Source organism: Stenotrophomonas nitritireducens, assembly GCF_001431425.1.
GTDB classification, from domain to species: domain Bacteria; phylum Pseudomonadota; class Gammaproteobacteria; order Xanthomonadales; family Xanthomonadaceae; genus Stenotrophomonas; species Stenotrophomonas nitritireducens.
This window is the reverse complement of record NZ_LDJG01000003.1, coordinates 198,479-210,253: the sequence shown is the minus strand read 5'-3', so window position 1 is coordinate 210,253 and position 11,775 is coordinate 198,479. Positions and strand designations below refer to the sequence as shown.

Below are 11,775 nucleotides of genomic sequence, written 5' to 3'. Positions count from 1 at the left end.
GCTTCCAAAGGAAAACCTTGCATGAAATTGTTTCCGCTCCACCTCATCCCGAACGACACCACCATCGACTTCATGCGCCACCGCAAGCCGGTGCTGGCGTTGATGGTGGTGCTGCTGGTGGCGTCCATCGCCATCATCGGCTTCAGGGGCTTCAACTACGCGCTCGAGTTCACCGGCGGCACCGTGGTGCGCACCCATTTCGAGAATCCCGTGGACGTCGAGCACGTGCGCGAGCGCCTGGCCACGGCCGGCTTCGAGCATGCCCAGGTGCAGAGCGTCGGTGGCGGCAACGACGTGATGATCCGCCTGCAGGCGGACAACGAGCACAACAATGCCGCCGACGCCGCGCAGAAGATCGCCGAGCAGGTGCGCGCCGCCGTCACCAGCGACGCCAACCAGGCCACCGTGCAGCCGGGCGAGTTCGTCGGCCCGCAGGTCGGCAAGGACCTGGCGATGAACGGCATCTACGCCACGCTGTTCATGCTGATCGGCTTCCTGATCTACATCGCCGCGCGCTTCGAATGGAAGTTCGCGATGGTGGCCAGCATCACCGCGTTCTTCGACCTGATCCTGACCATCGCCTACATGTCGCTGCTCGGCCGCGATTTCGACCTGACCGTGCTGGCCGGCCTGCTGTCGGTGATGGGCTTCGCGATCAACGACATCATCGTGGTGTTCGACCGCGTGCGCGAGAATTTCCGCAGCCTGCGCGTGGATTCGATGGAGGTGTTGAACCGCTCGATCAACCAGACCCTGTCGCGCACCATCATCACCGCGGTGATGTTCTTCCTGTCGGCCTTCGCCCTGTACCTGTACGGCGGCACGTCGATGGAAGGCCTGGCCGAAACCCACATGATCGGCGCGGTGATCGTGGTCGTATCCTCGGTGGTGGTCGCGGTGCCGATGCTGACGATCGGGCCGTTCCGGGTCTCCAAGCAGGACCTGCTGCCCAAGGCCAAGGACGTCGAGGAACTCGCGCGCCGTCCGTAAGGCCGGCCGGTTTCCACCGGGGAAAGAGCCGCGCATCGCGCGGCTCTTTCTTTTTGTCCGTTACCCGGCGCCGCCTGTACGGTAGTGCCGGGCCGTCGGCTGGCAAGCGCAGTGCCGATGATGCGGGCCAATGCCCGGCGTTGTCCCCGGCATGGCCGACGCTGCCACGGCCGGATTACCGCTGCGGCATCGTCCCGCTGGTATTTTCCTGTGCGGTCCATGCGGTGGCGTCGGTTGTCATCGCCGCAGGCGCACACTACGATCCTCGCGGTTCGGCGCCCGCCCGCGATGTGCCACGGCGCTGTTTTCCCGTATCCAACCGAGGTTTCCATGGTCATCAAACCGCGTGTGCGCGGCTTCATCTGCGTCACCACCCATCCGGCCGGCTGCGACGCGGCGGTCAAGGAGCAGATCGACTACATCAAGGCGCAGCCCCGGCTCGCCCATGGCCCGAAGAAGGTGCTGGTGATCGGCGCCTCCACCGGCTACGGCCTGGCCGCGCGCATCAAGGCCGCCTTCGGCAGCGATGCCGCCACGCTGGGCGTGTTCTTCGAGCGGCCCGGCAGCGAGAGCAAGCCGGGAACGGCCGGCTGGTACAACTCGGCCGCGTTCGAGAAGTATGCGCACCAGGCCGGCCTGTATGCGCGCAGCGTCAACGGCGATGCATTCTCCGACGAGGTCAAGGCCAAGGTCATCGAGATCATCAAGGCCGACCTCGGCCAGGTCGACCAGGTGGTCTACAGCCTGGCATCGCCGCGCCGCAGGCACCCCAGGACCGGCGAGGTCATCAGCTCCACGCTCAAGCCGATCGGTGAGCCGATCACGCTGCGCGGCCTGGATACCGACAAGGAAGTGCTGACCGAGACCACCCTGCAGCCGGCCACCGCCGAGGAAATTTCCGGCACCGTGCAGGTGATGGGCGGCGAGGACTGGCAGATGTGGATCGATGCGCTGCTGGAAGCCGGCGTGCTCGCCCCTGGCGCCACCACCACCGCCTTCACCTATGTCGGCGAGGAGATCACCCAGGCCATCTATTGGAACGGCTCGATCGGCGCCGCCAAGAAGGACCTGGACACCAAGGTCAAGGACATCCGCGGCAAGCTGCAGGGCATCGGCGGCGACGCGCGCGTGTCGGTGCTCAAGGCGGTGGTCACCCAGGCCAGTTCGGCGATCCCGACCATGCCGCTGTACCTGTCGCTGCTGTTCAAGGTGATGAAGAGCGAGGGCACCCACGAAGGCTGCATCGAACAGCTCGATACCCTGTACGACATCCTCTACAACGGCCCGCAGGGCGGCGCCAATGCGGCCGACCACATCCGCCGCGGACTGCAGGACGGGAAGGGCCGCGATGTCGCGCTGGTCGACGAGGAAGGCCGCCTGCGCGCCGACTACAAGGAAATGGCGCCGGAAGTGCAGGGCAGGGTGCTGGAGCTGTGGCCGCAGGTGACCAACGAGAACCTGTACGAGATCAGCGACCTGGCCGGCTACAAGGCCGACTTCCTGCGCCTGTTCGGCTTCGGCATCGACGGCGTGGATTACGAAGCCGACGTCGACCCTGACGTGAAGATCGAGAACCTGGTCGATCTGACCTGATGCGCAAGGGGCCGGCTCGCAAGCCGGCCCTTTCGTTTGTACTGGCTCGTTCCCGGTAGGGCGGCGCAACGCGCCGCCGGGGCTTCATCGGCCGGACCCCGCCGGGCGACGCCCGGCGCTACGGGACGCGGCCGACCCGGTAGAGCGGGGCAACGCCCCGCTGGGGCTCCACCGGTCAGGCCCGCCGGGCAAAGCCCGGCGCTTCGCGAAATGGCGCCGGCGTTGCCCGCCGCGGGAGGCGTGGCGCCCCGCCGCCTCCGGATCAGCCGAACTCGAAGTTCATTTCAGGGCCGGCCGGGCCGACGAAATCGCCCTGTACGTAGTCCACGCCGGAACTGAAGAGCAGGCTCATCGTCGCTGCGTCGGAAACGAACTCGGCGATGGTGCGGATGTTCTCCGACTGCGCGCGCCGGGTGATCTCCTGGGTCTTGGGCAGCTGTTCGCGCGCCTGTACCGGATCGGCGCTGAAGCTGCTGTCCAGCTTGAGGAAGCCCGGCTGGAAATGGGCCAGCAGCTGGAACGAATCCAGCCCCGAGCCGAACTGCTCCAGTCCGACCTTGCAGCCCAGCGCCGAGACGGCGGCCAGGAACTGCTGGGCGTTGCGCAGGTGGGTGAATACCTTGGCTTCGGGAACCTGCAGCCACAGCTGGTCGCCTGCCACGCCCTCGGCCTGCAGGCCGTCGCGGATCACCGCCAGCAGTTGCGGGTCGGAGAACGAATCCGGGGTGATGCGCACCATCAGGTGGGTACGGTGGCCGGCGCGGCGGCGCTGGCCCAGCGCCTTGATCGCATGGCCGACCAGCCAGCGGTTGATCGGCGCCAGCAGGCCCTGGTCCTCGGCGATCGGCAGGAAGGTCGAGGGGCCGACCATCTCGTCGTTGTTGCGCAGCCGCAGCGAGGCGTCGTACAGCTGGATCGCCTCGCCCATGAGGTTGATGACCGGGCGGAAGTGCAGCTGGAAGCCGTCGCCTTCCAGCGCGCCGCGCATCAGCTCCACCCAGCGCTGGATGCGCTCTTCCTCGACGCGGTCGGCAGCGCCCGGGTCGAAGACCTTGACCGTGTTGCCGCCCAGCTCGGCCGCGGCGCGGGCGCAGTCGCTGGCGCGCGCCAGCACCTGGCCGACACTGGCGATCTTCTCGCCGACCTGCACACCGCCGATGCTGACGGTGACCGTCGCCGAGCGCGCGCCGATGCTGAACACGTGCGAGGCGAAGGCTTCGCGCACGCGCTCGGCCAGCCGCACGGTGTGGGCGTAGTCGCCCTGGGCGAGGATGGCGAAGCTGTGTTCGCCGAAGCGCGCGACCGACAACCCCTCGCCGAGCGTCGCGGCCAGGTGCTGGCCCAGCGCGGCGACCAGCGCATCGGCCGAGTCCAGGCCGATGTCGGGCAGCAGCCGCGCATAGTGGTCCGGTTCGACCAGCAGGAAGCCGTACTGGCCCTCGCTGCGGCTGACCTGCGCCACCGCGTTTTCCAGGTGCACCATGAAGGTGGGGCGGTTGAGCAGGCCGGTGACCTGGTCGCGCTGGCGCAGTTCCTCGACCTCGCGCGCCAGTTCCGGGTCGAACTCCTCGCGGCGGCGGAACACCACCTGGAAGCAGGATTCGCCCTCGTAGGTGGCGGCGGTGAATTCCATCGTCGCCGGGAAACTGTCGCCGTCCTGGTTGCGCGCGTGCACCTCGTACTGCGGCGGCGGCGCCTCGCCCTTGCCCAGTGCCTTCAGCAGCTGCTTGAAGTCCTCCACGTGCTGCGGCGCGACCATGTCCAGCAGCGAGATGCCTTCCACGTCATCGAACGATTCGTAGCCGAACATCTCCAGATACGCCTCGTTGGCGCGGATGTGCATGCCTTCGTGGATATAGGCGATGGGATCGCGCGAGGAGGCGATCAGCGCGTCGCAGCGGCGCTCGGTCTCGCGCATCTGCGCCTCGATCCGGCGCAGGCCGCGGCGCGCCTGCAGGTCGGTCCATTCGTTGCGGACCACCGCCAGCAGGTGTTCGGGGCGCTGGCGCAGGGCGATGGCGCGGATGCCGTTGGCGCCGGACTCCACCAGCATCTGCTCGTCGACCTGCTCGGCCAGCAGGATCGTCGGGATGTCCTTGCCGCTGGCGGCGATCTGCTGGCTGAGCAGGGCCTGCGGGATCACCTGCGAGGGCGTGGAAAGCACCAGGTCGATGGACTGGCCGGACAGGATCTCCACCAGTTCGGCCGGCGCCTGCGGCCGGAACGGACGGATGGCGATGCCGCTGTTGCGCAGGGCGCTGACGATCGTCTCGGCGTTCTCGGCGCTGTCGTCGACGATCAGCAGGCGCAGGGTTGTTTCTTTGCCGTTCTGCATTCAGGACTCCCCTCTGACCGGGTTTAATACAACATGGGTGCGGTGCCGTCCATGCGCGGATCGCTTGCCTGTGACGCGGTTCCTGTGCGCGCCTCAGACCGCCTGTCCGGCCGCATGGCCCGAAGCCCAGGCCCACTGGAAGTTGTAGCCGCCCAGCCAGCCGGTCACGTCCAGCACCTCGCCGACGAAATGCAGCCCCGGCACCTGCCGCGACTCCAGGGTCGAGGACGACACCTGGCGCGTATCCACGCCGCCCAGGGTCACCTCGGCGGTGCGATAGCCCTCGGTGCCGCTGGCCACCAGCGGGAAATCCGCCAGTACGGCCGCGGCCTGTTTCAGCTGCGGCTCGTCGAGCTGGCGTACCGGCCGGTCCGGCAGCCAGTGTTCGCACAGGCGCTGCGCCATCCGCTTGGGCATGACCTCGGCCAGCACCGTGCGCAGTTCCGAGGCGCCGCGTTCGCGCTTCATCGCGCGCAGCCATTCCAGTGCGTCGTGGCCGGGCAGCAGGTCCAGGCGCAGGTCGTCGCCGGGCTGCCAGTACGAGGAGATCTGCAGGATCGCCGGCCCGCTGATGCCGCGGTGGGTGAGCAGCATGGAGTTGCGGAAACTCTTCCCGTTGCAGCGCGCTTCCACCGGCAGCGCCACGCCGCTGAGGTCGGCGAAACGTTCCTGGTGTCTGCCGCTGAGGGTCAGCGGCACCAGCCCGGCGCGGGTGGGCAGCACGTCGTGGCCGAACTGGCGCGCGACCTCGTAGCCGAAGCCGCTGGCGCCCATGCTGGGAATGGACAGGCCGCCGCTGGCGATCACCAGCGAGGCGCAGTGGAACAGCCCATGGGCCGTGCGCACGCGGAAACCGTCGGCGCCGCGTTCGATGCCTTCCACCGCGCAGTCGGTACGGATCCGCACGCCCGCCTGCTGGCATTCGTCCAGCAGCATGCGCACGATCAGCTTGGAGGAGACATCGCAGAACAGCTGCCCCAGTTCCTTCTCGTGGTAGGCGATGCGGTGCCGCTGGACCATGTCGATGAAATCGGACGGGGTGTAGCGGGCCAGCGCCGACTTGCAGAAATGCGGGTTGGCCGAAAGGAAGTTGGCGGCGGTAGTGCCGGTATTGGTGAAATTGCAGCGGCCGCCGCCGGACATCAAGATCTTCTTGCCGACCTTGTTGGCATGGTCGATCACCTGCACGATGCGGCCGCGCTGGCCAGCGGTAAGCGCGCACATCAGCCCGGCGGCGCCGGCGCCGATCACCAGTACGTCGCAGCGGTGCGTGCCGGTGCCTGGATTCATCGCCACCGCGCGCTCAGGCCGTCGCGCGCTTGCGCCAGGCGGGAATGACGTCGAGCTGGACCTGGTCGTTGAGGATCTGCACCTCGCCATCCTGGATCAGCACGCTCCAGCGCATCGCCCGCTGGATCTGCTGGCCCCAGCGCTCGACGAACCCGGCGTCCAGGTCCACCACCGACAGGTTGCCGAAACGGGCCAGGCTCTTGCCCTGCTTCTGCCACCAGATGTCCGAGGCGTTGCCGCCGTAGTTGATCACCTGTACCTGGCGGCTGCGGTTGCAGGCCTTGCGCACGCGCGATTCGTCCGGGTGGCCCAGGTCGATCCACTGCAGGATGTCGCCGGTGTAGTCGTGCTGCCACAGGTCCGGCTCGTCGTCGGTGCTCAGGCCGCGGCCGAACTCCAGGCGGTCGTCGGCGTTCAGCGCGAAGGCGAGCAGGCGCGCCATCAGGCGCTCGTCGGTCTCGGAGGGATGCTGGGCCAGGGTCAGGTGGTGGGTCGCGTAGTAGCCGCGGTCCATGTCGCTGATCTGCAGCTCGGCCTTGCGGATGGTGGCGGTGAGGGCCATGGGATCACGGGGCAAAGACCGCCATTCTACTGCGCGGGCGCACGCCCGGCGGCCTGCGCTTCAGCGTTGCCGCGCCAGCCACTGGTCGAGCCGCGCGGCGAAGGCCTGCCGGTCGCGTGCATGCAGGCTGGGCGGACCGCCGGTCTGCACGCCGGCGCCGCGCAGTTCGGCCATGAAATCGCGTATCGACAGGCGCTGCGCGATGCTGTCCGCGCTGAACGGCTCGCCGCGCGGATCGAGCGCGGCAGCGCCTTTGGCCAGTACCCGGGCGGCCAGCGGGATGTCCTGGGTCACCACCAGGTCGCCAGCGGCGACGCGCTCGACGATCGCGTCGTCGGCCACGTCCGGGCCGCCGGCCACCTGCATGGCGCGGATGAAGCGCGAGGACGGTGTCTGCAGCCAGCGGTTGGCGACCAGGACCACCTCGATCCGGGTGCGCCCGGCGGCGCGGTACAGGATGTCGCGGATGACGGCGGGGCAGGCGTCGGCGTCTACCCAGATCCTCGGCGAGGAGGCGATGGCGGTGTATTCCATGCCGCGCAGTCTAGCCGCCAGGGTGACCACTCCGGGGTATGCGGACCCTGCAGGGAGGCGCCAAGTCAATGAATTTGCCGGGATTGTTGCCCGGGCGCCGCCCGCCCGGACCGATGAATACGGTATTTGTCGCTTTTTGGCGGAAAGCCGCGTATCTTTCGCCCCACTGTGCTTGCAAGGGTCACCGTGAATCGTGGCCTGATGCAGCTGATCCTCACCGATCCGCTCATCGTTCCGTTTTACCAACGCCTGCAACTCAGTCTCGGCCCCGATCCCCGGCGGCTGCGATTTCCAATCAATAGTTCCAGGAGTTTGTAATGTCTGAGCGTCAGACCGGCACGGTGAAGTGGTTCAACGATGCCAAGGGTTTTGGTTTCATCACCCCGGAAAGCGGCCCCGACCTGTTCGTGCACTTCCGTGCCATCCAGGGCACCGGCTTCAAGTCGCTGCAGGAAGGCCAGAAGGTGACCTTCGTCGCCGTGCAGGGCCAGAAGGGCATGCAGGCTGACCAGGTGCAGGCGGTCTAATCGACCTCCCGCCACCGCAAGGTAGCCAGAACGCCGGAAGCGAAAGCTTCCGGCGTTTTTGTTTGCGTCCGCCCTGCAGGCGGCGACCTTCCGGGCCATCGAGGGGCGATGTCAAAAGCCGCTCCGGGCGGCTTTTTTATGGACATCTTCCGGCTCGGGGCATGGACGGGCGAAGTGACGAGGCGTTCCCTGCGATGCCTGATGCGGGCGCGCGCCCGTCCGGCAGCGGCGCTTGTGACACCGTGCCCAGCCCCCATCTTGTGCCGATGGATACTTCCGCGCTGCATTTCGACAACCGTTTCCTGCACGAACTGCCCGGCGATGCTGAAGCCGGATCGCGCCGCCGCGAGGTACTGGGCGCGGCCTGGTCGCAGGTGATGCCCACGCCGGTGGTGGCGCCGCGGTTGCTGGCGCATTCGCCCGAAGTGGCGACGATGCTGGGGATCGACGAGGCAACCGTGCAGGCACCGGACTTCGCCCGGGTATTCGGTGGCAATGCGCTGTATGCCGGCATGCAGCCGTGGGCGGCCAATTATGGTGGGCACCAGTTCGGGCAGTGGGCCGGGCAACTGGGCGACGGCCGCGCCATTTCGCTCGGCGAACTGCTGGCCGACGGCCGGCGCTGGGAACTGCAGCTCAAGGGGGCAGGGCCAACGCCCTATTCGCGCGGCGCTGATGGCCGGGCGGTGCTGCGTTCGTCGATCCGCGAGTTCCTGTGCTCGGAGGCCATGCATCACCTCGGCGTACCGACCACGCGCGCCCTGAGCCTGGTCGCCACCGGCGAAACCGTGGTGCGCGACATGTTCTATGACGGCCATGCGCGCGGCGAGCCGGGCGCGGTGGTGTGCCGGGTGGCGCCTTCGTTCATCCGCTTCGGCAGTTTCGAGCTGCCGGCCGCGCGTGGCGACCTTGCGCTGCTGCAGCGGCTGGTGGATTTCTGCATCGACCGCGATTTCCCGCACCTGCAGCCCGGTCCCTCGCGTCGGGCCGACTGGTTCGCCGAGATCTGCATGCGCACCGCGACGATGGTCGCGCAGTGGATGCGGGTGGGCTTCGTGCACGGGGTGATGAACACCGACAACATGTCCGTGCTCGGCCTGACCATCGACTACGGTCCGTATGGCTGGGTCGAGGACTACGACCCGGACTGGACGCCGAACACCACCGACGCGCAGGGCCGCCGCTACCGCTTCGGCACGCAGATGCAGGTGGCGTACTGGAACCTGGTCCGGCTGGCGCAGGCGGTGTCGCCGCTGTTCGATGAAGCGGCGCCGCTGCAGGCGGGGCTGGATGCCTTCCAGGCGCGTTTCGCCGCGGAAGATCGCGGGCATCTGCTCGCCAAGCTTGGTCTCGGCGCATATCGCGAGGGCGACGAGGTACTGATGGCGCAGTTCCGGAAACTGCTGCACGAAGGCGAGATGGACATGACCCTCGCTTTCCGTGCGTTGGCCGATGTCGATCCGCATCAGCCGGATGCGGGCGTGCTGGAAGAAGCGTTCTATTCGCCCGGGCGCCGAGCACGGGTGATGCCGGACCTGCTGGACTGGCTGCAGCGCCATGCCGCGCGCGTGCGCGATGCCGGCCTGCCCGCCGGGGAACGGCGTCGCATCATGCGCGCGGCCAACCCGAAATACGTGCTGCGCAACTGGCTGGCGCAGGAGGCCATCGACCGCGCCGAGCAGGGCGATGCGGCCGGCATCGCCGAACTGCTGGCGGTGATGCGGCGTCCCTGCGAAGAACAGCCCGGCCGCGAGGCGTTCGCGCGCCGGCGACCGGAATGGGCGCGCGAGCGCGCGGGTTGTTCGATGCTGTCGTGCAGTTCCTGATTCCCCACGGCTCAATGGCTCACATGACGAACGCATATCCTGATTGGTCCAGTACGATCCGCGACGTGGCCGATTTCCCCCGGCCCGGCATCGGCTTCAAGGACATCACGCCGTTGCTGGCCGATGCCGCCGCTTTCCGTGCGGCGATCGTGGCGATGGCCGATCCATGGCGTGCGGCCGGCGTGCAGGCGGTGTTGGGCGTCGAAGCGCGCGGTTTCATCCTCGGCGCTGCGCTCGCGCTGGAACTGGACGCCGGCTTCGTGCCGGTGCGCAAGCCGGGCAAGCTGCCCGGCGCCACCCTGATGCAGGAATACGCGCTGGAATATGGCAGCGACCGCATCGAAGTCTGCGCCGGGGCCGTCGTGCCGGGGACGCGGGTGCTGCTGGTCGACGACGTGCTGGCGACCGGCGGCACGCTCGCCGCGGCGCTGATGTTGGCGCGTCGGCTCGAGGCCGAGGTGCTGGGTGCGGCGGTGCTGGTGGAGCTGGAGGGGCTGGGCGGTCGCCCGCGCTGGCCCGATGGCCTGCCGCTGCAGGCCACGCTTGTGTATTGAGCACGGTCGGCACGCCGCCGCATCGCCGGTGCCGGGCCTGCCCCGCACCGGGGTTTCACCGCCAGAGTCCGGTGCGGAGCGGGCGCCACACCTGCGGTTTCATGCCAGCCGGAATGTTCCGGGCGGCGCGCCTGTGTTCCGGCGCTACATCTTGCGTACGCGGAACCGCTTGCCCTTGATCTTGCCGGCCTCCAGCCGCGCCACGGCCTTGCCGGCGTGTTCGTGGGCGATGGCGACGTAGGAGCGGGTGGGGAAGATGTCGATCTTGCCGATGGCCTTGGCCGAGAGCCCGGCATCGCCGGTGAGGGCGCCGAGGATGTCGCCGGCGCGCAGCTTGTCGGTCTTGCCGCCGTCGATCCGCAGCGTGGTCATCGCCGCCTGCGGCAGCTGTGCCGGACGCGCGGTGGCCAGCGGCGTCTTCTGCCAGTCCAGGGCGCTGCCCTGGTCGGCTTCCAGCGCGTCGGCGCGGTGGCGCTCGCGGCCGGCGACCAGGCTCAGCGCCAGGCCGCTGCGGCCGGCGCGGGCGGTGCGGCCGACGCGGTGGCGGTAAGTGTCCAGGTCGCTGGGCATCTCGTAGTTGACCACCGCGGCGAGGTCTTCCACGTCCAGGCCGCGCGCGGCCACGTCGCTGGCGACCAGCACGTTGCAGCTGCGGTTGGAGAACTGCAGCAGCACTTCGTCGCGGTCGCGCTGTTCCATGTCGCCGTGCAGGGCCAGCGCGGAGAAGCCGAACTGGCGCAGCGAGTTGGCCACCTCGTCCACGTCCTTGCGCGTATTGCAGAACACCACCGCCGATTCGGGCGTGTACTTGAGCAGCAGGCCGGCCAGCGCCTTCTGCCGGTGCGCGGATTCGACCTCAAAGAACAGGTGCTTGATGGCCGGGGCTTCCTGCTGGCCGTCGATGGTGACTTCCACCGGTTCGTTGAGCAGGGCGCGCGCCAGTTCGCGGATTTCATCGGGGAAGGTTGCCGAGAACAGCAGGCTCTGGCGCTCCTTGTGGGTGCGGCCGGCGATTTCGCGGATGGGTTCCTCGAAGCCCATGTCGAGCATGCGGTCGGCTTCGTCGAGCACGAAGGTGCGCACCTGTCCGAGGTTGAGCGCGCGCTTGCGCGCCAGCTCCTGCACGCGGCCGGGCGTGCCCACCACCACCTGCGGGTCGTGCGCTTCCAGCGAGGCCAGCTGCGGGCCCAGCGGCACGCCACCGGTCAGCACCAGCAGCTTGAGATTGGGAATGCCGGTGGCCAGTTTGCGCAGTTGCTTGCCGACCTGGTCGGCCAGTTCGCGGGTGGGGCACAGCACCAGCGCCTGGGTGCGGATGGTGGCCGGGTCGAGCCGGTTGAGCAGGCCCAGGCCGAAAGCGGCGGTCTTGCCGCTGCCGGTGGGGGCCTGTGCGATCACGTCGCGCCCTTCCAGGATCGGCGGCAGGCTCAGTGCCTGCACCGGGGTCATGGCGGTATAGCCCAGCGCGTCGATGCCGGGAGCGAGGGCCGGGATCAGCGGCAGCGAAGAGAAATCGGTCATGCGGCATTTTCGCAGATGCCACGACGGAATGTAGGAGTGGCTT

10 protein-coding genes are annotated in these 11,775 nt (G+C 68.3%); 5 read left to right on the top strand and 5 right to left on the bottom strand.

Annotated elements, in window-relative coordinates:
* Positions 1 to 21 precede the first annotated feature (21 nt).
* Positions 22 to 990 carry a protein translocase subunit SecF gene (secF, locus tag ABB22_RS02800; RefSeq protein WP_055769329.1) on the top strand — a complete coding sequence of 323 codons (969 nt, stop codon included), beginning with the start codon at positions 22 to 24 and terminating at the stop codon, positions 988 to 990.
* 330 nt (positions 991 to 1,320) lie between these two features.
* Positions 1,321 to 2,583: an enoyl-ACP reductase FabV gene (gene fabV, locus ABB22_RS02795; RefSeq protein WP_055769326.1), complete on the top strand. Its 1,263-nt coding sequence runs from the start codon at positions 1,321 to 1,323 to the stop codon at positions 2,581 to 2,583.
* Positions 2,584 to 2,845: 262 nt separating this feature from the next.
* Here the strand turns inward: fabV and ABB22_RS02790 are convergent, their stop codons facing one another.
* The 4 genes from ABB22_RS02790 to ABB22_RS02775 all read right to left on the bottom strand — a co-directional run bounded on the left by ABB22_RS02790 (position 2,846) and on the right by ABB22_RS02775 (position 7,304).
* On the bottom strand, positions 2,846 to 4,918 hold the full coding sequence (locus tag ABB22_RS02790) for a GGDEF/EAL domain-containing response regulator (RefSeq protein ID WP_055769324.1): 2,073 nt from the start codon (positions 4,916 to 4,918) through the stop codon (positions 2,846 to 2,848).
* A 93-nt stretch (positions 4,919 to 5,011) separates the two neighbouring features.
* The gene (locus ABB22_RS02785) at positions 5,012 to 6,208 is read right to left on the bottom strand and encodes a BaiN/RdsA family NAD(P)/FAD-dependent oxidoreductase (RefSeq protein WP_055770310.1); all 1,197 of its coding nucleotides are present in this window, start codon (positions 6,206 to 6,208) and stop codon (positions 5,012 to 5,014) included.
* 13 nt (positions 6,209 to 6,221) lie between these two features.
* The gene (locus ABB22_RS02780) at positions 6,222 to 6,770 is read right to left on the bottom strand and encodes a YaeQ family protein (RefSeq protein WP_055769322.1); all 549 of its coding nucleotides are present in this window, start codon (positions 6,768 to 6,770) and stop codon (positions 6,222 to 6,224) included.
* Positions 6,771 to 6,830: 60 nt separating this feature from the next.
* Positions 6,831 to 7,304, bottom strand: coding sequence for a YaiI/YqxD family protein (locus ABB22_RS02775; RefSeq protein WP_055769321.1), 474 nt, complete (start codon positions 7,302 to 7,304; stop codon positions 6,831 to 6,833).
* Positions 7,305 to 7,621: 317 nt separating this feature from the next.
* Between ABB22_RS02775 and ABB22_RS02770 the strand changes: the two genes are divergently transcribed.
* The 3 genes from ABB22_RS02770 (at position 7,622) to ABB22_RS02760 (ending at position 10,211) form a co-directional block, all read left to right on the top strand.
* Positions 7,622 to 7,831, top strand: coding sequence for a cold-shock protein (locus tag ABB22_RS02770; RefSeq protein ID WP_055769319.1), 210 nt, complete (start codon positions 7,622 to 7,624; stop codon positions 7,829 to 7,831).
* Positions 7,832 to 8,097: 266 nt separating this feature from the next.
* The gene (locus ABB22_RS02765) at positions 8,098 to 9,657 is read left to right on the top strand and encodes a protein adenylyltransferase SelO (RefSeq protein ID WP_055769317.1); all 1,560 of its coding nucleotides are present in this window, start codon (positions 8,098 to 8,100) and stop codon (positions 9,655 to 9,657) included.
* Between the two features lie 23 nt (positions 9,658 to 9,680).
* Complete coding sequence (locus ABB22_RS02760) at positions 9,681 to 10,211, top strand: adenine phosphoribosyltransferase (RefSeq protein ID WP_055769315.1); 531 nt, start codon at positions 9,681 to 9,683, stop codon at positions 10,209 to 10,211.
* A gap of 144 nt (positions 10,212 to 10,355) precedes the next feature.
* Here the strand turns inward: ABB22_RS02760 and dbpA are convergent, their stop codons facing one another.
* Positions 10,356 to 11,732, bottom strand: coding sequence for an ATP-dependent RNA helicase DbpA (gene dbpA / locus ABB22_RS02755; RefSeq protein WP_055769314.1), 1,377 nt, complete (start codon positions 11,730 to 11,732; stop codon positions 10,356 to 10,358).
* Between the last annotated feature and the right edge of the window lie 43 nt (positions 11,733 to 11,775).